The sequence below is a fragment of the Mesorhizobium sp. INR15 genome (assembly GCF_015500075.1).
In the GTDB taxonomy this organism is placed as follows: Bacteria; Pseudomonadota; Alphaproteobacteria; order Rhizobiales; family Rhizobiaceae; genus Mesorhizobium.
The window spans coordinates 2627197-2650324 of sequence record NZ_CP045496.1; the positions used below are offsets into that span (position 1 = coordinate 2627197).

Consider the following 23128-nt stretch of genomic DNA (forward strand, 5'->3'; position numbering starts at 1 on the left):
TTCTAGAATGCGCCCGCCTTCGATCGAGGAATTGATCGAGCAGGCACCCTATCAACGGCTGGAAGACATCGCGGTCAAGGGCTTCGAGAGCCTGGAATCGCAGCATCGTCTGACCGTGACCGAGGCTGCTGAGAAATACACGCGCATCGGTAGCGGCGGTGGCCATAGCGCGCCGTGGTCGTTGAAGCGCACGCCATACCTGCAAGAGCCGCAGGACACACTCACCAGTCTCGACTACCAGGGCATGATCTTTGTCGGGCCTGCGAGGACGGGCAAAACCTATATGTCGCTAAATTGGCTGTCACATACGGTGAAAACCGATCCGGCCGACATGCTCTACATTCATATGGATCGCGAGAACGCGCGCAAATGGTCGAACGGCGACCTCAAGCGATACCTTGAGTCGTCTACCGAAATCCGCGCGGAGCAGTTCACCAGCCGCCAGGACGACAACACCTTCGACAAGGAGTTCAAGTCAGGGATGCGTTTCCTGCTCGCCTATCCCACGGCGAGCAACCTGTCTGGCATCACCGTGCCGCGCGGCTGGTTGATCGATTACGACCGCATGGATGACAACGTCGACGGCGAAGGCAATCCTTTCGATCTTCTCCAAATGCGAACGACGACGTTCAAGCGCTTCGGCATGACCGTGGCCGAGTCGTCACCAAACCCGAACAAGGAAATTCAAGACCCGAAGTGGCGGGCACCGCCGCATAGTCCGCACGAGGCACCGCCGATCCGGGGCATCTTCGAGCTTTACAACCGTGGCGACAGGCGGCGCTGGTATTGGTCCTGCCCGCAGTGCGAGCAAGCCTTCGAGCCAGATTTCAAGCTGCTGCGTTATCCTGACAGTGCCGATATCATGGAAGCGCGGGAGCAAACGTTCATGGCGTGCCCATGCTGCGGCGGCATCCTCGAACCAGCGATGAAAGAGGAATTGAACGAGTCTGGCCGGTGGGTCAAGGACGGCATGATATGGCTGCCGGCTGAGAGGCAGATCGTCGAGCGCAACGGTATGAGGGCGGCACGATCGAGCATCGCCTCTTTCTGGATGAAGGGACCAGCTGCCGCGTATCAGGATTGGGGACAGCTGGTCGAAAAATATCTTCGCGCGATGAAGGCGCTGAAGGACACAGCCGACGACGCGCCGCTGCGCAAGACGGTCACAACCGACCAGGGAAGCTATTACATTCCCCAATCGCGCCTGTCGGAGCGTTCGCCAGAAGACCTCAAGAATATGGCCGAGGATTGGGGCTCGACCGAAAGCGAACCAACGGTGCCGCACGGTGTCCGATTCATGATCGCTACGGCCGACATCCAGAAGAACGCATTCGTCGTTCAGGTCCACGGTTTCACCGCGACCGGCGACGTAGTGGTGATCGACGGCTTCAAAATGCGTCTGTCGAATCGGCTGAATGGTGCCGGTGAAAAACTGCCAATAGACCCTGCGGCGTTTGCCGAGGATTGGGACGTTCTGATCGACGGTTTGATCCTGAAAACCTATCCGCTGGCGGACGGTTCGGGCAGGCGAATGCGTATCCGGGCAACCGGTGGTGACTCTGGCGGCGCCGAGGGCGTTACCGGCCACGCCTATAATTTCTGGCGTCGGCTGCGAAAGCGCGGCGATGGGCTGCATCGTCGCTTCTGCCTGCTCAAGGGTGACGTGTCGAAGACTGCGCCGCACGCATACACCACCTGGCCCGACTCAAAGCAGAAGGGGAAGCTGGCTATCGCCAAGGGCGACGTGCCTGTGATCCTGCTCAACTCGAACCTGATGAAGGATCGAATCTCTATCATGATGGCGCGTCGCGTCGAGGACTCCGGGGAAAATGAGAGCGTCGGCGGAATGTTGCGCTACCCTGATTGGTTCGATGCGTGGTTCTACAATCAGATGACCACTGAAATTCGCACCGAAAAGGGATGGGAAAATCCCCGCAAGCGCCGAAACGAAGCGTTCGACTTGGCCTATTATGCACTCGGCATGGCTATCCGACCGATCGAACAGGGCGTGCCATACGTCGCCTTCAACATGGACAGGCTGGACTGGAATGAACCCCCCACCTGGGCGGCCGATTGGGACAGCAACGAATTAATCTATGGGGGCGCCGAACCGACAAAGGCCGCGAAGAAGGAATTGAGCTTCGCGGAGCTTGGGGCAAAGCTGGCGTAGGCTTTCACTTTTATATTGAAATTCAATCAACTGTTGTAAAAGTTTCACGTTTGCGCTACTGATACGTGAAACTAGAGTTGGATGACTGATGGCGACTACCGCCGACCTCCTTATCGAAGCCAAAACTGCCTATCACCGATTGCAGATCGGGACGGCGGCGGTTGAAGTTCGCGATAGCAACGGCGAATCCATTCGCTACACGGCGGCCAATGCGAGCCGTCTGCTCGCCTACATCAAATCCCTCGAATCAGAGATTGCGGGCTGCTCGCCCGTGGCCCGTCCGCTGCGGCCGGTGTGGGGATGAACAATCTCGATCTCACAGACCTGCTTGGATCAGATGCCGGAGTCTCCCCGGCGATCCATGCGGCGCATCCGCCCGTTGCCTCGGCGGTGGCAGCGGGCGGCGGTGTCGCCTATGACGGGGCCGACAGGCTCAATCGACTTGCCGACTGGCAGCCTGCGTTGCGTTCGGCTGATGCCGACCTGCTTCCTTCGAAGGACGATCTCGACGCACGCTCGCTCGATACGGGGCGCAACGACGCCTACGTGGCTGGCGGCGCGACGATACGCAAAGACTCCATCGTAGGAACTCGCTTTCTTCTCAACGCCAAGCCGGAAACCAAAGTCCTGTTCGGCAAGGAAGACGAGACGTGGGAAGCCGAAGCCCAGGAAGAAATCGAGACCAAGTTTACGCTTTATGCCGAGAGCGATCAGTGCTGGCCCGACGCGCGCCGCACCAAGACGCTGACGGATATCGTGCGCCTGGCCGTGGGCGTACATCTGATGAACGGCGAATCGCTGCAATCCGCAGAATGGTTCGACGATGGGCGCCCCTACGCCAGCGCCGTACAGACGATTGACCCGGCTCGGTTGTCCGATCCGCGCGACCGCATTTTCGCACCCTTCAAGGGCAGCCGCCTACGCAAAGGCGTGGAGAGCGACACGTATGGCGCTCCGATCGCCTACTATATCCGCAACGCGCATCAGGCCGACTACCGCAATGGCGGCGTGAACGGCTACCTCGACAACATGAAATGGAAGCGTGTCCCGGCCCGTAAGCCGTGGGGCCGCATGTTGATCAATCACGTCTACGAGGAACTGCGCCCTGATCAGACTCGCGGCGTTTCTGCCATGGTTTCCGCTCTCACCGAAATGCGGATGACCAAGCACTTCCGAAAGACGGAACTGGAACGCGCGGTTGTCGCGGCAACCTATGCCGCATCCATCGAATCGGAAATCCCGACCGACGTGGCTGCGGCGCTTGGTGCTGCGAATTCCGGTGAAGGCAACGCCACGACGCAGTGGATGACCGACTATCTCGCCACCATCGCGCAGTATTCCAGTGGTGCGAAGAACTTGCACATGGACGGCGCCAAGATTCCGATTTTCGCGCCCGGCACCAAGCTCAAAATCCAGAACCCCGGCGCGGCCAGTCCGCAAGGCGACAAGTTCGAGCAGAGTCTGCTGCGCTACATTGCTGCGGCCCTCGGCGTGTCCTACGAACAGTTGTCGCGCGACTACACGCAGACAAACTATTCGTCGGCGCGTGCGTCGTTGGGCGAGACCTTCAAAACCATGCTGTCGCTCAAGCGCATCGTGGCCGACAAGACCGCCAACTTCATCTACCGCCTCTGGCTCGAAGAAGCGATCAACTACAACGAACTCGAATGCTTTAAGCGCCGCGATATGCCGCGCTTCTACGACGGCCTCAACGCCGAAGCATTTAGCTCGTGCGAATGGATTGGTGCCGGCCAGGGTCAGATTGACCCATTGAAAGAAACGCAGGCATCGGTTCTCAAGATCAAGAACGGTCTGTCCACCAAGGAAACCGAGATCGCGAAAATGTCGGGCGGCGACTGGCGCAAGACCGCGCGCCAGATCAAGCGCGAACGCGACCTGGATGAGAAGTACGGCAACCCGTCCGTCTACGACCAGAACACCAAGAACATGCAGAACTCGCTTACGGCGAAACCGCGCGACGGAGGCAAGGCCATGGCTGACACCGATGTCGATGAGGGCGCGCTGGAGGAAGCACTATGAACCCCATTCTCGCACGCTTTCAGGACCAGCCGGCACTCATCGAAGAAGGCCACAGCGCCTGGCTCGAAGGCTGCCTGTCTGCCGTCGCCGCTCGCCTCGGCGAACTGGAAAAGGCCGACGCCGCCGCAGCGGATAGCTTCTGGTTCGCGGAAGACGATTGGCGTGCCTACTATCGCCCCTACGTGGTGAAGAACGGCATCCTGCATGTCCCGGTCAAGGGCGTGTTGCTCAACGATTTCACCTACGCCTACGGCAACTACGCCACCGGCTACGAATACATCTATCAGGCCGTCAAGCGCGGCGTGGAAGACTCCAACGTCAAGGGTATCGCGCTAGTCGTGAACTCGGGCGGCGGCATGGTCTCGGGCAACTTCGACCTGGTGGACCGCATCTTTGCGTTCCGTGGCAAGAAGCCGATCCGTGGCTTTGCCGCAGAGCACGCCTACTCGGCCGCCTACAACATCATTTCCGCCGCCGATCACGTCACGGTCGCGCGCACTGGTGGTGTCGGCTCGATCGGCGTTGTCGTCGTCGCACTGGAATATTCCAAGATGCTCGAAGCCTCGGGCATCACGGTCAACATCATCCGCTCCACGCCCGACAAGATGGAGGGCAATCCCTACGAAAAACTGTCGGAGGGCGCGCGCGAGCGGATTCAAGAGCGCGTGGATGAATTCCACAAGCAGTTCGTCACGTCAGTGGCGAGGAACAGGTCATTGGAGTTTGAGGCGGTCGATGCGACCAAGGCTCATACCTTCATGGCTCAACAGGCGATCGACAACGGGCTTGCCGATGAAATCGGGGCTCTCGACGACGCCATAACGGCCTTTGAGGCCACTTTCTCAGAAGGAGATGAACAGATGGCCGAAATCACTCAGGCCGACCTCGACACTGCCGTTGCCGCTGCACACACCAAGGGCATCGCCGAAGGCAAAGCGGAAGGTGCCAAGGACGGCGCCGCTGCCGCACTTGTTCGTATTAACGCGATTATCGGCAGCGACGCCGGCAAGGCGCGTCCGAAGGCAGCACTCGGCGCAGCGCTGAAGACCAGCATGGCGGCCGACGAAGCTACCGCCTACCTGGCCGATCTGCCCGCAGAGGCGGCCGTCACCGCTGGCGCTCCCGAAGGAATGCTGCGGCTGGCGATGGAGAACGGCGGCGCCGGCATCAGCGCTGACGCCGACGCAGACGAGAAGGACACGGAAATGAGCCGCGCCGCAAAGACGCTCGCAATGGTCAAGGGCAAGTAAGCCCAAGGCGCAACCGAAGCCGTAAGGAGAAGACGAAATGACTGTCAATCTTCCGAACCTCGGTCCTTCCGCTGGCGTTCCGTCGCAGTGGACCGACACCATCAACCCAGTCCTCGAAGGGCTGATTGTCGGCGAAACGCCGGCCGTCGTCACTCAGGACATGCAACTGGCAGCCAGCCAGACGCTCGAAGCCTATACCCCGGTTGGGTTTGACGGCTCGGGCAACCTGGTTGCGGCGTTGCTGGATACCGGCACCCCGGCGAACAGCATCAAGGCAATCGGCATCACGCTCTACAAGATCGTGGTTCCGGGTGGTCAGAACCCCGGCGTGCCGATCCTGCGCTCGGCTTGCCTCGCAAAGCACATGATCGCCTGGCCGGCCAGCTTCGACACGGATGCGAAGAAGTTCGCAGCCTTTGCCGGCGCGCCTACTCCCACCAACATCGTCGTGCGCGAAGTTTACTTCGGCTCGACCGTGGCTGCCCCGTAATCGAGCGACCGATCGTCGTTCACCGTTAAACTCGAACTCGAAGGAAACCAGCCATCATGGCAATCGAGCTTTGGACTCCCAAGGAACTGTACACCTTGCGGCAGGACGATCGATTCAAGTCGATTCCGTCCTACTTCCTGGATACGTTCTTCACGCAGACCCACTTCTCGGAAGACGGCGCAATCCGCTTTGCGGACCTGCCCGATTCCGATCGCTTCCTGGCGCCGTTCGTCCTGCCCTATGAACAGGGCAAGCCGATGCAGAACGCCAAGGCCGAGTCCATCTCGGAAATCACCGCGCCGTACATCAAGATCAAGAACGCGATCCGTCCGACCGACCTGAAGAACGTCCGCCCTTCGGAAATCTTCATCAACGCCGGCCGCGCTCCCACGCTTCGCGAGAAGTACGACATGCGCGTTTCCGAGATCACTGAAATGCACAACCGCGCGATCGACGTGCGTGAAGCCTGGATGGCTGCGCGGGCGTTCATCGACGGGAAGGTGCAGATCAGCTACGATCGCGATCAGGGCGCCAAACATCCGTCCGTCCTGCTCGACTTCGGCCGCGCGGCGGGTCACACCGTCGTCAAGTCGAGCGCATACTGGAGCGATCCGGCAACCGACATCCTCAGTGATATCGAAGGGTGGATGAACACCATGTTCCTCGCCAGCGGCGGCGGCTCTGCCGCGCAGCTGATCGTGGGTGCTTCCGTCGCCCCGCTGTTCCGCAAGAACACGGGCGTCAAGGCTGCGCTCGACACCAACTACCGGGGTAATGACACCGTGTCGATCTCGCTCGGTATCATGCGGATGGAGCAGCCGCTGACCTACATCGGCCAGCTTGCCTCCGGTCTGAGCGTGTGGGCCTACAAGGACACTGTCGACGTGCCGGATGGCGCTGGCGGCAAGACCAAGATCGACCTGCTCAATCCGAAGGACGTTCTGCTCGTCGCGCCTGGCGCAACCGGCGTGAAGTGCTACGGCGCTATCTTCGACAACGACGCCATCAAGAGCGGTCTGTCGAATGCCCGCGTATTCGGCAAGTCGTTCAAGACCGACGATCCCGGTGACGACTGCCTGATGCACCAGGCGTCGCCGCTGCCGGTTCCGCTCTACCCGAACCGGACCTTCAAGGCTCGCGTGCTGGCGTAAGCCAGACTGACGCGACAAACAGCGGCCCGGCAAATCGTTGTCGGGCCGTTTTCTCAAAACCGGAGACCACCGCAAATGTACATCAAGGCAATTCACACCATTCAGCGCGATCCAAAAGACACGCCGCCAGTCATCCATGCGGGTGCTGTCGGGGAACTGCACGGGACCGAACTGGAATCAATGCTGGCTGCCAACGCCGCCGTGGAAGCCACCGAGGCCGACCTGGTGAAGGCAGGTATCATTCCTGAAGCCGCCGACAAGGCTGCTGCTGAGCAGGCCGAGCGGGATGCCGTTGAGCTTGCAGCAATGGAAGCCGCCGACAAGGCTGCTGCCGAGAAGGAAGCCTCCGACAAGACTGCCGCTGACAAAAAGGGCAAAGGCAAGAAGGCCGCTGCCGACGACGAGTCGCTGGTCTGATGGCCGGTTGGCGCGAACAGAAGCAGAAGGCTCTCGCGGATATCCACGGGACCTTCGAGATTCCGGCCGTGTACCTCACGCACGCTGCCGGCACGCCTGTTCGCGTCAACGTCCGTCTCCACCTTGCGCAGGTCGTGCAGCAGAACCAAATCGACGACTGGTCGAACGGTGCCACGGTGCTCGACATGACTAATCGCATCAAATTTCAGAAAACGTTGGCCCTGCCGAAGGTCCACACCCGCGCATATGTCATCTTTGGAAACTCCGAAGCCTACATCACCGGCCCAAGCAAGCCCGAACGCGAGGGTTACATTTGGGTGGAAGTCTCCGAGGTTCCCCAAGCTGACCTGACCGCGCTGCTCTCATCGGTTGATACGACCGGAACCGTTTGGGAAGGCATCATCTCTTGAGCGCGGCTGTGATCGTTCTGGAATTCGACAAGGTATCATTCATCAAGGAAATGAGCCCTGCCGTCGATACCGCGCTGACCCGAGCGCTCAACCGGACAGCGGATCGAGACCGCACCAAGTTCGCCCGAGCCGCGCGCACTCAGATCAATTTTCCCGCCTCCTACGTCTCGCCCTCAAACAAACGACTGTGGGTGAAGACTCGCGCTCGCAAGGGCGCGTTTACCACCGTGATCGAGGGACGCGGCACGCCAACCTCGCTCGCCCGTTTCAGCAAGCAGAGCGCCTTGGCTGGCGGAACTCGCCACCGTGGCGGCAAGATCAACGTGACGGTGAAGCCCGGCCAAACGAAATCTATCAGCCGCGCTTTCATCATTCGTCTCAAGAACAACAATCTTGGCCTGGCCGTGCGAACAAACGGCTCAGCGCCTCACGGCGCCTACAGGCCAAAGCCGATCGGCAAGAACCTATGGCTGCTTTACGGGCCATCTGTTGACCAGGCTCTGAGCGCCGCGTCGAAGGACGGCGGCGTCTTCGAGGAAATGAGCGACGACTCGTTGGAATTCCTTGAAGCCGAATTTAACCGCCAAATGGAGTTGCTGGAAAATGGCTGATGACGTGCTGCCCGATCCTTTCCGTCTGCGCGTGGCCAAGGCGTTTTGCGGCGTGCTCAAGAGCATCGCGCCGTCCAACGGCTACCGGCTCGACTTCTCGGATTTTACCGACGACGCCGGCCGGCCGGCCGAACGCGTGTTTCGCGGCCGAACGATCTACGGGGAGAACGATCCGTTGCCGATGCTATCGGTCCTGGAAGACCCGCGTTCCCGCGATCCCAATAACGCCAGCGGATCAGTGTTGGCCGGGAACCAGTGGCGGTTACTGATCCAAGGGTTCGTGCCCGACGACAAGATGCATCCGCTCGATCCTGCGTACATCGCATCAGCAGAAGTCGTCTCGGCACTTGCCAAGGCGAAAAAAGTCAAGGATTACAATTTCCTCGGTCTCGGGAACGTCGGTCCCTGCGTGACTGGCATCTCGATCGGAGAGCCCGTTCATCGTCCACCCGACGATGAAGTTTCCGCCGTCGCATATTTTCTGGTCCCGGTGACTCTCACCCTGGCAGAAAATCTTGAGACACCTTTCGCTTAATCTAAAATCACGTTATACGTGATATTCACGAAAAGGAGAATGCCAGATGGATACCCAATCTCGAAATCTCGTCGTTCCGCGTGGAAAGGCGTTCTTCGCGCGCTTCCTGCCCGGCACGCAGAACCCCGGCCCGTTGCGCGAACTCGGCAACTGCCCCGAACTCACGCTGACGGCCGCCGCCACCACTCTGAAGAACTATTCTTCGCAGGCTGGTCTGCAGGTGCTGGACGAGGAAATCCCGATCACGACCGCGCTCAACGGCACCGTTCAGACCAACGATATGCGTCCCGAGAATGTGTCGTACTGGTTCATGGGTGCCGTATCCACGATCTCGGCGACGGCTTTGACTGCCCAAGTCGAGACGTACTTGCTGGTGAAGGCCGGCGACACGTTCCAGGTTGGTCGCTCGACCGCCAATCCGACCGGCGCGCGTAAGCTGACCAACGTGGAAGTCACGGACGGCGCCCCGACCACACCCGCAACGCTCGTTCTCGGCACCGACTACGAGGTCGACGCGGAACTCGGTCTCGTCACAGCGCTGCTCGACGCGGCGAAGTGGGTGGTCAACTTCGACACGCTGGTTTCGACGCGCCAGCAGATCGCCGCAAGCGTTTCCCAGGTCGAGGGAGAACTGAAATTCATCTCCTTCAACGCATTTGGTGAGCAGGCAGACATCACGCTTCCGCGTGTCAGTCTCGCACCGAACGGCGATATGGCGCTGGTCAACGACCCGGAATCGCCGGCTTGGCAGACGATGGGTCTGACCGTGACAGCGCTCAAGAAGGGCAACCTGGCGCTCGCTTATCGCGACGGCCGGCCGGCAGCGTAAGGCACGATGATGGGTCAGTTGGAGACGCTGATTATCCCATCCGAGACCGTGGCAGTCGGGAGCGCTTCGCTCACGGTCTACGGTCTCGGCGTGGTCCACATTACGCACATCGTTCGCCATCATCGCGCAGTTTTGGACCAACTCTACAACGATGCCATCGTGGGCAAGTTGGAAGGAAGCGTTGAGCAGATCGCTATGTCGATCATCGACGATTTCGCCCCGCTTGCAGCCATGGTCATCGCCTGTGGAACTGGTGCGCCGACGCAGACGGAGAAGGCTGCCCAATTGCCATTCTCCGTTCAGGTCGACGCCATCGAGAAGATCGTGCGCCTGACGCTGGTAGGTGAAGGTGGGCTGGAAAAATTGATGGAGATCGTCGCCAGGGCGATGTCAGCAACGGCAAAGCTGACATCCCTGTCAACCTCGGACGCTGGATAACAGGTGTCCGACGCCAGGTCAGCCTTTTGGTTGATCACGGACACCCTGACGCACTGTCATATCCAATCTGGAAGGTTTTTGAAGAAGCAAGTTTTGTGGTCAAACGCATCAACGCTCACATGGCCATGCAGACATCACTTCTTCAGATGGCGCTCTCCACCATTCCTAACATGAGCGTGAAAGACAGCGCCCGAAAGACTGCCGCCAGGGAACTCTCAAAGCACTTGAAGGGCATGATCGATGGCGAATGAAAGAGTCGTAGAGTTCGCCGTAAAGGCGCGCGACGAATACTCGGCTGTCCTGAACAACCTTGGGCAGCAGCAGGCGAAATTGTCCGCCGCTGCCCAAGCTGCCAGCAAAATACGCGTGGCAGACAACGAGATCACGGTTGCCACCAACAACTATAAGCGCTTGACCAGCGAGGTCGATCGCTACAAGACCGCACTGGAAAACGGCAGGAAGTCCGGCTCGCTCAGCGCATCTGAAATGCGCGAGCTTGCTGACACGATTTCGCTCACGCGCAAGCGGTCGTTGGAAGCCATCACCACCCTGAACCAGCATCGTGTTGCACTGGACGGCCTGACCGGCGTGACCAGGAGCGGCTTTGGTGCCTTCAATCAAATGGCGACGGCCCTAGAACGCGATAATGTCGAACTGAACGCCATGAGCGCAGCGTCGACTGCGGCGGGCACTGCACAGGGCATCCTTAAAAAGAAGGTTGACGCGACCAACGTCTCACTCGGGCGTCAGGCGGTGGCATCCGGTTCAAAGATCGGTAGCGGCGTAAGGGCACCCCTCTCAAACGGCGCCAAGGGCGAAGCCCAAAGTGTCGATGTCTTCGGTCTTAAGCCCTACCAGTTGACGAACCTCGGCTACCAGATCAATGACGTTATTTCCGGCCTGGCGATGGGTCAGCGGCCGTTGCAGGTCTTCTCGCAACAGGCCGGCCAGTTCGCACAAATCTGGCCGAACGTCATGGTCACGCTCGCGCGCTCGATCCCGATCATTGCGGGCGTTGGTGCCGTATTGGCACCGTTCATCGCGACCGCGCTCCGCTTGAAGACAACGGCAGACTCCGTTGCGATCTTCTCGAAGGAACTCGCGATCTCTGCTGACGGCAGCCGATACACGGCCGAGAACCTGGCCGCCGCGACAGACCAGATGGGCAAGTTCGGTATAGCCACTAGCAAGGCTCGCGACCTGGTGAAGCAATTCGTCCGCGATGGCGTAGCGGATAAAGACATCGTTCCGTTCGCCAAGATGGCCCAACAGTTGAGCGCCATCACCGGAGAGGGCGTCGTTGACGCTGGCAAACGCATCTCCACAGCCTTTAGCGGCACGGTCGATAATGTTCGAGTTCTCGACAAGCAGTTGAACTTCCTGACGGCTACGCAGTATGCGCAGATTGAGTCCATGGCCAAGAGCGGTAACAGCGCCGGTGCTCTCGGCTTGGCCCAGGACATCCTGGCTGGCAAACTGGCAATGAGTGCTGACAAAACTTCGTCTTGGGGCGAGGCGGCTAAGGCTGCCGGGCGCGCATGGGACGATCTTGTGCATATCATCGAAGATTCGGGTGTCGTCGATGTTATCGCAAAAGAAACCGAAAATGCCGGAAACACGCTCCTAAACATTGCAGGCAAAGTCGAAAGCGTTGTCAAAAAGGTCCGCAGTGTCTCGAACGCCGTCACCGGCAACGTTGACACGAACGACCTGGATGCCGTGAAGGCGAAGCTCGCGGAGATCAACGGGCAGATCGCCGATCAGGCGAAGCTCCTGGAATCGGGCCAGGCTGTCTACGCAGATACCAGCGCTTTGGAAGCGCAGCGGGCAGCCCTCGCGGATATTGTCCAGGCGCGCCAAGACGAGTTGACGGCTATCAAGGACGGCGCGGCAGCGCAAAAGGAAGTCGCCGATCAGACCGAGGCCGACAAGAAGGCGCGGCTCGACATTCAGGCGGTGCTCGACAAGCAGGGCGAGACGCTACTGCTCGAAACCAAACAGGCAAACCTCACCAACCGTGAGCGCTACATTGAGGCCGAACTGCTCAAGGCCAAGAATTCTGCGCTGGAAGAAGCAAAACGTCTGAACCAGGACATCCTCGGGCTGACTGCGGATCAGACTAAGCAGATTCGTGCGCAGGCAGGGTTGTCATACGACGCCACGCACAAGAACTACGAGGCTGACTACGTTGCGCAGCGGAATTCAGGATCAGCATCTGCCTCGCAGATGGCCGAAGTGGTCAAGCAGGCCGCCATTCTTGCCGACAAGCTGCAACTGAGCACCAAGGATATCCTCACCGCGATCTCCTTCGAGACTAAGGGCACCTTCAACCCTTCGATCGTCGGCGGCGCTGGCGGCAACTACCAGGGTCTCATTCAGTTTGGCCCTGGTGCCCGAGAGCGTTACGGCGTGGGTAAGGACTCCTCGATCGCGGCGCAAATGGAGGCCGCAGGCAAGTATCTCACCGACGCTGGCGTGAAAGCCGGTGACGGGCTGCTGCAAATCTACGCCGCGATCAACGCTGGTAACGCAAAGAACATCAACGCTTCCGACGAGAAGAATGGCGGGACGCCCGGCACGGTCCTGGACAAGGTGTCACAGCAGATGGGCGATCATGCTGCCAAGGCCGAAGGGCTGCTGGCGGCTTATCAAGGGGTTGCCGATCAGGCCAAGAAGACCCAAGAATACGAGAAGGACTTCACGGCGCGCACGGATGCAGCGCAAGCGGAACTGGAGGCGAAAACCAAGGTTACGCGCCAGGCGGCCATCAACAAGGCCGTGGTTGATGAGACCAATCGGGCGACGAAGGCTGGTGTCGAACTCACGCAGCAGCAGCTTGACCTGGTGAAGCAGCAGGCCGGCGCCGAATTTGATCGCGCGCACGCCAACGATCAGGTCAATCAGCTTGTCGCGCAGCGCACGGCTCTGTTCCAGAGCTTGCAGATCGCGCAACAGGCAGGCGATCAGGGCAAGGTCGCGAACACCATCGATCTCATTTCGCAGGTCGAGGAAAAGCTGACGAGCGCTATTCCTGCAGCCATCGCCTTTTGGCAGGCTATCGGCGGCAGCGGTGCGGATCAGGAGATCGCGAAACTCCAAGCCATTCAGGAAGGCATCGGGCAAACGCTGCAGCGGATCGACAAGCAGTTCTTGCCGCAGGCACAGCAACTCAACGAGCAACTGGCCGATATCGGCGGCAATGCATTCAGTGCCTTCGCGCAGGCGCTCGCCAATGGAGAGAACGCCGGTCGTGCGTTTTTCGATGCCCTCAAGCAGGGTCTCGCTGACTTCCTGATCGAGATCGGCAAGGCGATCGTCAAGCAGGCGATCTTCAACGCCCTCTCGGGCGGCGCGGGTGCCGGTGGCAGCGGCGGCATCGGCGGTAGCATCGCTGGCTGGATCACAAGCCTGTTCCATGGCGGCGGCGTGATCGGCGAAGGCTCATCCATGTCGCGCATGGTCAACCCGGCCGTGTTTGCTGGAGCGCAGCGGTTTCACAGTGGCGGCGTGCTCGGCCTCGGGCCGAACGAAGTGCCGATCATTGGCCTCAAGGATGAGGAAATGCTGACCAGCGACGATCCACGGCACATCAAGAACCTTGGCAAGGGCGGCAGCGGTGGCGGTCAGGCGGTCAACCTCAAGAACGTCAACCTGTTCGATCCGGCAGACGTGCTGGAGCACGCACTTTCAACAGTGGCAGGCGAGAAAGTGTTCTTCAACTTCCTGACGCGCAATCCGAAGAAACTCCAGGCCATTCTAAATGGCGGTTAGCGCTTGCCAATTTTCACGTTAGACGGTATTTTCACTATCTGAACGTGAAGGGCTGCTATGGCCGTTTTTCTTCCGATTGTCCCCAACTGGCAAAACGGTGTGCGGGACACCTACGAATTCAACACGAACGTGTTCACGACCCGCGACGGTAGTGAACAGCGACGGGCGCAGCGTGACCAGCCGCGACGCTCGATTGAAGCGGCCGTGATCCTGGACGGCGACCGGCTCCGCACCTTCTCCGACGCGATCCATCTGGCGCGCGACGGCAAGGTGGAAATCAGTGACTTCACGGGCGATAGCGCCACGTTGACAGAGACCGTCCCCAATGGCGGCGTGATCCTCCACGTCGATCACGTTCCGGCGTGGCTAGTTACCAGCGCGCCTTTCGTGCTGCTGACCGGACGCAAGGCTCGCAAGTTGTTTGCTGCCGACGTTACCGGCAACCAGGTCACGCTGCCGATGGGCGTTGTCGGCGCCGTAGGGCAGGGCGCGCAGCTTATGCCGCTTGTTTCCGCGTCTCTCGCCACGACCAACACCGTTTCACTGTACACCACGATCGTTGCCACGTCGTCACTCAAGATCACCGTCGAGCCCGGCACCGTGGTTCGTACTGCCGACCCGCTGCCCTTCGACGGCGGTCCCCAGGGTGAAACAAGCCAGGTCTTCGGACCAGCTGGCCTGTTCTATGGGCGCTATGTTCTGCTGCGGAAGCCGAACTATCTTCAGCAGCCGCAGATGGCGTTCAACCTGGGTTTCGAGACCGTCGACTACAAGCGCGGCATCACCAAGACTTTCACGCCTGTCCCGATGATCTCGCGCACACTAACCGCTACCTACATGGGAGTGACGCGCGCCGACGTGATGACGCTGCTCGACATCTTCATTCGTGCGCGCGGCCGGGCAAGCGAAATCTATGTCCCCACTTTCGGTAACGATCTTCCGCCGATCAAGAGCCTCTCGGGCTCGAATATTCGCGTCGCCGGAACCGACTTCTACGATGCCTATCACGCCGATCCGGCACACAAGGCAATCCTGATTCGCACGCTCGACGGCACGCTGATACCGCACGAAATCAGCGGCATGACCACCGACAGCGGCGACACCCTGATTGCGACGGAGAGGCCGATCGGTGCCACGGCGGGTCAGATAGACATCATATCGTGGATGTTCGTTGCTCGCTTTGCGAGCGACTCGCTGACCGTTCAATGGGTCACGAATGGCGTTGCCAACGTCGTCTTGTCCTTCGTCACGTTGGCCAACCTGGCTGCGGAAGAAAGCTTCGGCAACAACTGGATTCTGGCAACCGGCTACTGGCGCGATACCGGCCAATGGCAAGACGGCTCGGTTTGGGAGGACTGAGCGATGCCTGTTTCCATTTCACCTATCGAGAATGGCGAAGCTGGTCTCAGCGTTCGGGAAAAGATCAACCTGCTGATCGCTGGCGCGGCTGCGGGCAGTCTTGGATCGGTCAGCCCCGAAGAACTCGCGGCCATGTTCGACCACACCCCTCCAGCGGTGCCGACTGGCCTGCTGCTCACGTCGCACGTGGTCGATGGGCAGACGATCCTGAACGCATTTTGGGACTTCAATAGCGAAGACGATTTCCTCTATTACGACTTCCAGATCAAGGAAGGCGCTGGCGAATGGATCGGCGTCCAGACTACCGCCGAGACCTATGTTGCGGCCGTCAAGCCTAACGTGAGCTTCAGCGCCCGCATCCGCGCCGTGGACAAGAGTGGCAACGCTTCGGTGTTCTGTTCAACCGTCACACACACCACTGCCAAGGACACAATCCCGCCAGCCATGCCGATTGGTATCTCGTCGAAGGCCGGTCTCGAGTCCATCTGGATCAGTTGGACGGCCAACACCGAGGCCGACATGGCGCGCTACGAGATTTACGAAAGCGCAAGCGCCACCACGCCACTCGACGCCGCCACGCCGTCGCACACGACGCTCGCAAACAATTTTGTGCGCGCCGGCCTCGACATGGAAACGCATCTCCATTTTTGGGTTCGTGCCGTCGATACGTCGGGCAACGCCTCGCCATGGTCGGCTGAAACCAACGCCGAAACCGGCAAGATTCGAGGCGAGATCAAGGTAGCGCTGATCGGCGTAACGTTTGCGCCTGCGCAGGACACAGGCAACCGTCTCACCTGGACCGCAGGCAGTATCAGCTACGGCGTTGCGGGTGATGCGCCGACGATTCAGGCGCTATCGAGCGGACACGTCGATTGGACAACCGGAACGATTTACGTCTGTTACACGCCAGGTGACACGGCGATCAGCACGACATCATCACTCGCGGCGCTATACGCGGCCGACTCCGTGATCCTCGGTGTTTACAAGGGCGGCACAGATTTCCAGGTTGTGCTTGGCAAGGCGTTCATGGACGGAGGTCTGATCCTCGCGCAGACGATCGGCGCCAATCAGCTTGTAACCAACGATGCGGTCATCACTGGTGCGGCGCAGATCGCCGACGCGATTATCACCAACGCTAAGATCGTCGAACTGGATGCCGCCAAACTGACGGCAGGCACGACCATGACAGGATCACTTCTCGTCAACGGAGCGTACCGAATCGATGACGGGGGTGCAGCCGTCAACGGTGGCACGACCAAGGTGCTTCCAGGTCAAATCTACATCTCATCGGGCACGTCGCTCTCGAACTGGATCGCAGGCGGGGGAACTTACATCGACGGAACGATGCTGTCGGTAGGTTCTGTCACGGCCGAAAAAGCGGTGTTCGGCCAGCGAGGTCTCACGCTTGAAGGACTTGAGTTTCAGGCGAACAGCCCGACCACCAACAAGGTCTCATGGACCGCTGGCACGATAAAATATATCGGCGACGACGGGAACATTGCCAGCTTCAACATCACCGCAGGCAATGGCACCTGGTCAACCGGGACGCTCTACGTCTATTACGTGAAGGGCGCCACTGCGCTTGCCTCGACGGCGACCCCTGCGACGGCCTTCCAGTCCGATCGGGTTGTGCTGGCTACCTATAAAGGGGCCCTTGATCTCGTCAACGACTACGGTCGAACGATCATCGACGGTTCGCATATCAAAACGGGCTCCATCACCGCTTCGCAGGCTGACATCGCGTCCTTCCGCACGAGCATTCTGATCGCCGGCTCGATCACGGCTGCTATGCTTAGCGTCAGCACCCTTTCTGCGATCACAGGCGACGTGGGCACGCTGACGGCCGGAACGGTTCAGTCTACGGACGGCAAGGTCAATTTCAGCCTGACCAATGCGCGCCTGGTTATGTCGGACAACACCTGATGGCGAATCGAGTCCTTCTTGGTGCGATCGGCGGCTCCTACAAACTTAAGGTTTCGAGACCAGGTTTCGATGTCACGACGGCACTCCCAAATGAGCAATTGGCCTTCAGCAGCGATTGGGGTGATGCGGGAAAGGTGTTGATGACCGGCAGCGTGGCCATGGGGGCCAGCGGAGTCCTTCAACTCGTGCTGCCGATCTTCACCGCTAGAATAACCGTCATCGCTATGATCAGTATTAGCGGTGTGTTCTATCCTTTGAGCACTTTCGGTAACGTTATATATGCTGACGGAAGCATTGGTCTCCGAACGGACCTAAGCTCAATCGCCTTTAGCAAGAACGGCAGCACAGGCAACATAATATATTATGTTGTAATGGTGAATCAGTTTGGTAGCTAGGCTCTGTCTTGGCGCGAGAACGTCTGACATCGGCTTGTTCATCTCCAAGCCGGGGATAGATGTTATGACGGCTGGCGACGACGACATGATCTTCTCAACGGGGGCGAAGGCATTTCAGTTTGTTCAGACGGGTAGGCTGTCACTCCCTGGTAGCAAGGAAGTGACGATCACAGTTCCCGATCTCGGCTATAAGCCCATGGTTATGTTCTTTCCGAAAGTGACAAGCTTCTCAGCCAATTTTTCGCAGATATCGTGGGCTAAATACAATAGCAATTCTTCTATCACACTTCATTGTGAGACAAATGGTATTTCTACTGATGGAACCGTAACATATGTCGTTCTGAGGCTTCCCGTTGGCTAATAGAGTGTTATTGCAACCGAGTGGCCTGAAGGTATCTGGTGCGGGCGTCAATGTGCTGACCGCCGCCGACGCTGACCTATTGTTCAATAGTGACTTTAGCCAAGCGCCGATGCACATGAAGGGGACGGTAACTTTTTCAAGTTCTACAATTCGAACACTATCTTACGGCAAAACATTCTCAAACATGCCGATGATTATGTTTTTGGTTACGCGTTCTGCGACTTTCTACAGTCAGTTCATCAATGATTGGGTATTGTCTGCCTCGCTTTCCAATGCTTCTGCATACGTCAGGGTTGGGAGTTCGAGTTTTACTTACTATGCTCCATTAGAAGACGGACTGGTTTCACGATACATTATATGGGATTTGGACTTATGATCATCGAATACGAGCAGAACGGCAGAATTTTCCACGTCATTTCCGACCCTGTTCATCCTATGGTTCTGGAAATGATGCTGACGCGGGAGAGCGGCGTGCTCAATCTTCCGCCTATCCAAAAGCCACTCGAACATGAGCGGGATTGGGACACTGGCGAGCTTCGCTATAACGAAGATGGGTCGCCGAAAATGGTGTCGCCTGGCGTCATCTTTCAGCGCTGCGATATCGCCGGGGATTACATCCTTGAAGGCGTCGTGACGGCCCGGCCCTTGTTCGATTTGCCGGATGAAGTCGAACTCATTGCTGACGGAGCGGATACCAAAACACTGGAAATCCCTGACCCGTGCGACATCACCGTCGATGGGGAACCCCTGACCGTATCCAACGTGCTCAACGAACTCGAACTAAGGGCGGATGTGCCGGCAGAATATACACTGGAATTCGTCCAATGGCCCTATATGTCCAAAACCGTGAAGGTGGTCGCACATGCTCCTGCTGAGTAAAAACCTTGAACCACTGCGCGCCGCCGCCATGTCTGAAATTGACGTGTCTGCCGGGGAGTTTCGGAAGCTATTCATCACATCTATTCCCGGCCAAGAGATGGTTTATCAGCAGAAGCGCGTCGAGGCGGAATTGCTAATAACTGACCCTGCCACGGCTCACGCAACGATCCCCCACATCGTCGCGGAAGCTAGTCTGAATGGCATCGAGCCTTTTGACCAGGCCGTGATTGTTCTGACGATGGCTGAACAATGGACCGTGCTGTCTGCGCAGATCGAAGCGAAGCGTCTCGGTGCGAAGGCGGCCGTGAGGGTAGCAAGCAATCCAGCCCAAATCAGACAGGCGGCGGCAATCGACTGGTCCTCCATCGGAGAAGCACAATGACCTTCAACACTCGCGAATCCAGTCGCTATACCGGCCAACCCGTCAAGCTCTACCTTGTTCAGGGTGTCAACACGGACGACGATGTGCCGCTTGGACCTTTCGCCTACACTAACGGAGAGACACCTATCACGCGGCCGGTGCTGAACGCCGTGGGCGCCCCTGTCAACGTTGAATTCCAACCCTGGCCGATAAAGAACAGTGACCTTTCGCACGACGGCACGCTCGACAAATCCGACATCACCGTAACCATGGCCAACGGTTCGGAAATGGACGATCTGTTCCTTGCCTATCCGCCGTCGCAGGTGGTCAATCTGACGATCTTTGAGGGCCATCTCGGCGATGAAGTGACGGAGGCGAACTACCCGGCGACCTGGATGGGCCGCATCGTCTCGGGTGCATACAGTGACACCAATGAGATCGAATTGTCAGGTCTGCCCGTTTCAACCTCCATCAAGCGCCCCGGCTTGCGGCGCAACTATCAAGTGGGGTGCCCGCACGTCCTCTATGGTCCGCAGTGCCGTGCAAGCAAACCAGCCGCGACAGTAGCGCGAGAAGTCGTGTCGGTGTCGCGCAACAAGATCACGATGGAGACAACTCTCGGCGGCACTTACGGCCTCTATGTCGGTGGCCTGATTGAGTGGGCGAATTCCAGCAATGGTCGTCGAGAACTTCGCACTATATCGGCGGTGCATCCTGCCGGGCTTGAAGTGACCATCCGTGGTATTGCTCGCGGCCTTGCAGCTGGCACGCACCTGGCGCTAAGCCGTGGTTGCAACCACCAGATGACGGGTTGCAACCAGCACACTAACAGCGTCGAGGGTGGTTCGAACATCCACAATTACGGCGGTCAGTTCGCAATACCACTGGAAAACCCTCTATCGCAGAAAAATCAGTTCTACTAAGAAATCACGTTTAACGTGACAATCCCTTAGAAACGTGCAATTGGTGAACGATGCCGTTCTTCCTTCTTCCATTGCTGATCAACCTTATCATCGGCGTCGGGCTGCAGGCGCTCGGCTATCTCTTGATGCCGAAGTCCAAGAGCCAGAAGACCGAAGAAGTCACCGACATGGATAGCCCGACAGCGGAAGGCGGACGCCCGATTCCCGTTGTGTTCGGCGAACTGTGGGTGAAGGGCGTCAACATCATCTGGTTCGGCGACAAGGCGACCACGACACGGCAGATCGACGCATGAACGACGATCCACATCTGACCATGGCTGACCTTCGAGTCCTCTACTGCGTGAAGGGTGTCAAGAAGCACCTGGAAGGTGCGGGTGTCGACTTCCCCAAATTCATCAGGGAAGGCGCAAAGGCATCCGAACTTCGCGGCCACGGTTTCGACGCACAGATTGACCGCGCTGTTGAGATGATCCGCGATCGAGGCTCGTCCGATGGGCGGTAAATCAGACAACAAAATTGAAATACATGAATACACGATGTCCCTGCATGTCGGCGTATGTGCAGCCGGCGAGGGCCTGAGCCTTATCGCCATGAAATACGGCGACAAAGAATTCTGGCGCGGCAACCAGGTCGATCAGGCGGTTCTGCCGATCGATAAAACGGACTTGTTCGGCGGCTCGAAGAAGGAAGGCGGCGTCAAGGGACTCCTATGGTGGCTGCCAGGCAAATCCAATCAGGTAATGCCCGAGACCCTGGCGAAGAAGCTTGGGCTTACGAGCGTGACGTGCCCTGGTTTCAGGGGGCTCGGTTCCATTTTCCTGACCGGGACGAAGGGCGCCACCGAGCCAAGCAGCCCGCCCTGGTGGTCGGGCGGCATCCTGAACGCACTTATGGGATGGCCCGGCAACAACAATGCCGGCTTCTACCTTGGCGCCAACAATCCATACCTGCGTGCCATTTCCGTTCGCGTTCGACGCCCATCCATCGGCCTGAATCCGGCCATCGCTCTGATCCGTATTCCTGATGATTCCAACGGCAATCAGCAGTTTGCATCGAACGCTGTCCATATGATCTACGAAGCTTTGACCAATACCGATTGGGGGATGGGCGAGCTTCCAGGGGCGATAGACAAAGCGTCGTTCGAATCTGCTGCACAGACAATCTACGACGAGCAGTTCGGCCTCAACATGATCTGGACCCGACAGAGCGAAGTCGGGAAGTTCATCGGCGAGATCGACACGCACATCCAAGCAGCGGTTTTCGTCAATCCGGCCACGGGCAAGCACACGATCAAGTTGCTGCGGGCCGACTACGATTTCGATGCGCTGCCGATCATCGATCCTAGCAACGCGAAGCTCTCCAGCTTCAAGCGCAAGACGTGGGGTGAGATTTCCAACGAAGTCGTCGTGACCTACACTAACGCCGAGACCGGTCAGGACGCCACGGTCACAAGCCAAGACCTTGCCGGCATCGCCGCCGAGGGCGGCGTCGTATCCACGTCGCAGAATTATTACGGCGTGCCACACGAAGCGCTCGCCATCCGACTGGCAGACCGCGATCTCGCGACCATGGTCAACCCAATCGCCACATGCGAGGCGACCGTCACCCGCGAGTTCTGGAAGACCGTCAGCAGCGACGTGGTGAAGCTATCGTGGCCGGAACGGAACATCGAACAAATCATCTTCCGAGTCTCCGAAGTTAGTAAGGACGACAACACCGTCACCCTGTCGCTTTACGAGGACATCTTCGGCCTCGATCAGGCAAGCTACCTGACGCCAGGCGACACTGGATGGGTGAACCCGTCGCAGCGACCGACGCCGGCAACGGTCTACCAGGTGGGCACCGCACCGGCTTTCATGGCGGCGGCCACCTTGCGTCTCACCGATCCGTCCGAGTTGACCTACCCGGAAGTTCTCAGCGCCGTCACCGTTGGCGCCGACAGCGACGATGACGTGAACTTTGACCTGGTGTCGAACGTCACCGATGTCAACGGCACGCCATCACAGGCGGCGCTCGGGACCAGTGCCTATCGCGGCACTTGGGCGTTCATCGAAGCTATGGTGCCGGAAGCAACCACCGTATTGGCTGATCTGCCCGGCCTGCGCGGCGCACAACCCGTTGCCGGCGACTTCATCCTGATCGGCACCGGGCCAGACCAATACACCGAGATCGCAACTGTGCAGGCCGTTGACGGTAGCGGCTTCCATCTAAATCGCGGGATGCTCGACACGGTTCCACGCAACTGGCCGATCGGCACCCACGCGTTCGTCATACCTGCTGCCGCCCCGTTGGTTGATAAAACGGTGCGATCGGCGTTCGAGGATGCGTCCTATTGGATTTTGACGCGGACAACGGGTGGACTTCTTGATCTCACCGACGCGCCGCAGGTCAATGTGACCTTGAGCGAGCGGCCCTATCTCCCGAACCGGCCAGCGAACGTCAAGGTCAATGGCACCGGCTTCGGCACAGTGGCTGGTTTCGGCATCACGGAACTGACCGTCACTTGGTCGAACCGCAACCGCATCCTGGAATCTACCCAGGCAATGAAGTGGGGCGACGCAAACGTTGCCGGTGAGGCCGGGCAGACCACAAAGCTTGTCGTGACCACGCTCGAAGGCGATCCGGTCGTCACCTACACGGGCCTGAGCGGCACGTCGAAGATCATTCCACTGGCTGATCTAAACGGCAAGAAGCGGCTGATCATCACCGCCAGTGCCGAGCGAGCCAGTCTCCAGTCTCTGCAAGCCATGAAGCTCTCCGTCGCCTTGGGGGCAAGTTTCAGCAGCGGCTTCAATTCCGGTTTTAACTAGGATAC

General features: G+C 58.8%; 23 protein-coding genes. All 23 read left to right on the forward strand.

The features are described from left to right. The first annotated feature begins 7 nt into the window (after positions 1–7). The 23 genes from GA829_RS12840 to GA829_RS12950 all read left to right on the forward strand — a co-directional run bounded on the left by GA829_RS12840 (position 8) and on the right by GA829_RS12950 (position 23123). Positions 8–2170: a terminase gpA endonuclease subunit gene (locus GA829_RS12840; RefSeq protein WP_195178861.1), complete on the forward strand. Its 2163-nt coding sequence runs from the start codon at positions 8–10 to the stop codon at positions 2168–2170. Positions 2171–2258: 88 nt separating this feature from the next. Continuing rightward, the gene (gene gpW, locus GA829_RS12845) at positions 2259–2474 is read left to right on the forward strand and encodes a gpW family head-tail joining protein (RefSeq protein WP_195178862.1); all 216 of its coding nucleotides are present in this window, start codon (positions 2259–2261) and stop codon (positions 2472–2474) included. Continuing rightward, entirely contained in the window at positions 2471–4210 is a 1740-nt protein-coding gene (locus tag GA829_RS12850; protein ID WP_195178863.1) for a phage portal protein, read from the forward strand. The genes gpW and GA829_RS12850 overlap by 4 nt, the downstream gene beginning before the upstream one ends. Next, positions 4207–5460 carry a S49 family peptidase gene (locus GA829_RS12855; RefSeq protein ID WP_195178864.1) on the forward strand — a complete coding sequence of 418 codons (1254 nt, stop codon included), beginning with the start codon at positions 4207–4209 and terminating at the stop codon, positions 5458–5460. The genes GA829_RS12850 and GA829_RS12855 overlap by 4 nt, the downstream gene beginning before the upstream one ends. A gap of 37 nt (positions 5461–5497) precedes the next feature. Then, the gene (locus GA829_RS12860) at positions 5498–5950 is read left to right on the forward strand and encodes a head decoration protein (RefSeq protein ID WP_195178865.1); all 453 of its coding nucleotides are present in this window, start codon (positions 5498–5500) and stop codon (positions 5948–5950) included. A 56-nt stretch (positions 5951–6006) separates the two neighbouring features. Beyond that, the gene (locus tag GA829_RS12865) at positions 6007–7101 is read left to right on the forward strand and encodes a major capsid protein (RefSeq protein WP_195178866.1); all 1095 of its coding nucleotides are present in this window, start codon (positions 6007–6009) and stop codon (positions 7099–7101) included. A gap of 75 nt (positions 7102–7176) precedes the next feature. Continuing rightward, the gene (locus GA829_RS12870; RefSeq protein WP_195178867.1) at positions 7177–7518 is read left to right on the forward strand and encodes a hypothetical protein; all 342 of its coding nucleotides are present in this window, start codon (positions 7177–7179) and stop codon (positions 7516–7518) included. After that, positions 7518–7928: a hypothetical protein gene (locus GA829_RS12875; protein WP_195178868.1), complete on the forward strand. Its 411-nt coding sequence runs from the start codon at positions 7518–7520 to the stop codon at positions 7926–7928. The genes GA829_RS12870 and GA829_RS12875 overlap by 1 nt, the downstream gene beginning before the upstream one ends. Beyond that, positions 7925–8539: a hypothetical protein gene (locus GA829_RS12880; RefSeq protein WP_195178869.1), complete on the forward strand. Its 615-nt coding sequence runs from the start codon at positions 7925–7927 to the stop codon at positions 8537–8539. Before GA829_RS12875 ends, GA829_RS12880 begins: the two co-directional genes overlap by 4 nt. Next, the gene (locus tag GA829_RS12885) at positions 8532–9074 is read left to right on the forward strand and encodes a hypothetical protein (RefSeq protein WP_195178870.1); all 543 of its coding nucleotides are present in this window, start codon (positions 8532–8534) and stop codon (positions 9072–9074) included. Before GA829_RS12880 ends, GA829_RS12885 begins: the two co-directional genes overlap by 8 nt. Positions 9075–9120: 46 nt before the next feature. Then, entirely contained in the window at positions 9121–9903 is a 783-nt protein-coding gene (locus GA829_RS12890) for a phage tail tube protein (RefSeq protein WP_195178871.1), read from the forward strand. 18 nt (positions 9904–9921) lie between these two features. Continuing rightward, complete coding sequence (locus GA829_RS12895) at positions 9922–10341, forward strand: phage pre-tape measure protein (RefSeq protein WP_195178872.1); 420 nt, start codon at positions 9922–9924, stop codon at positions 10339–10341. 26 nt (positions 10342–10367) lie between these two features. After that, positions 10368–10592: a hypothetical protein gene (locus GA829_RS12900; RefSeq protein ID WP_195178873.1), complete on the forward strand. Its 225-nt coding sequence runs from the start codon at positions 10368–10370 to the stop codon at positions 10590–10592. Then, complete coding sequence (locus GA829_RS12905; RefSeq protein WP_195178874.1) at positions 10582–14112, forward strand: phage tail length tape measure family protein; 3531 nt, start codon at positions 10582–10584, stop codon at positions 14110–14112. The genes GA829_RS12900 and GA829_RS12905 overlap by 11 nt, the downstream gene beginning before the upstream one ends. A gap of 57 nt (positions 14113–14169) precedes the next feature. Beyond that, entirely contained in the window at positions 14170–15471 is a 1302-nt protein-coding gene (locus GA829_RS12910) for a hypothetical protein (RefSeq protein ID WP_195178875.1), read from the forward strand. 3 nt (positions 15472–15474) lie between these two features. After that, positions 15475–17394 carry a phage tail protein gene (locus tag GA829_RS12915; RefSeq protein WP_195178876.1) on the forward strand — a complete coding sequence of 640 codons (1920 nt, stop codon included), beginning with the start codon at positions 15475–15477 and terminating at the stop codon, positions 17392–17394. After that, complete coding sequence (locus GA829_RS12920; RefSeq protein ID WP_195178877.1) at positions 17394–17789, forward strand: hypothetical protein; 396 nt, start codon at positions 17394–17396, stop codon at positions 17787–17789. The genes GA829_RS12915 and GA829_RS12920 overlap by 1 nt, the downstream gene beginning before the upstream one ends. Positions 17790–18522: 733 nt before the next feature. Next, positions 18523–19029 (forward strand): hypothetical protein, encoded by a 507-nt coding sequence (locus GA829_RS12925; RefSeq protein WP_195178878.1) that lies wholly within the window; start codon positions 18523–18525, stop codon positions 19027–19029. Beyond that, positions 19013–19411, forward strand: a complete 399-nt coding sequence (locus tag GA829_RS12930) for a hypothetical protein (RefSeq protein ID WP_195178879.1) — start codon at positions 19013–19015, stop codon at positions 19409–19411. Before GA829_RS12925 ends, GA829_RS12930 begins: the two co-directional genes overlap by 17 nt. Next, the gene (locus GA829_RS12935; RefSeq protein WP_195178880.1) at positions 19408–20313 is read left to right on the forward strand and encodes a hypothetical protein; all 906 of its coding nucleotides are present in this window, start codon (positions 19408–19410) and stop codon (positions 20311–20313) included. Before GA829_RS12930 ends, GA829_RS12935 begins: the two co-directional genes overlap by 4 nt. A 50-nt stretch (positions 20314–20363) precedes the next feature. Beyond that, positions 20364–20606: a hypothetical protein gene (locus GA829_RS12940; RefSeq protein WP_195178881.1), complete on the forward strand. Its 243-nt coding sequence runs from the start codon at positions 20364–20366 to the stop codon at positions 20604–20606. Further along, a complete protein-coding gene (locus GA829_RS12945) occupies positions 20603–20815 on the forward strand; it encodes a hypothetical protein (protein ID WP_195178882.1) in 213 nt (70 codons plus the stop codon). The genes GA829_RS12940 and GA829_RS12945 overlap by 4 nt, the downstream gene beginning before the upstream one ends. Continuing rightward, entirely contained in the window at positions 20805–23123 is a 2319-nt protein-coding gene (locus tag GA829_RS12950; RefSeq protein WP_195178883.1) for a phage tail protein, read from the forward strand. The genes GA829_RS12945 and GA829_RS12950 overlap by 11 nt, the downstream gene beginning before the upstream one ends. Positions 23124–23128: the final 5 nt, after the last annotated feature.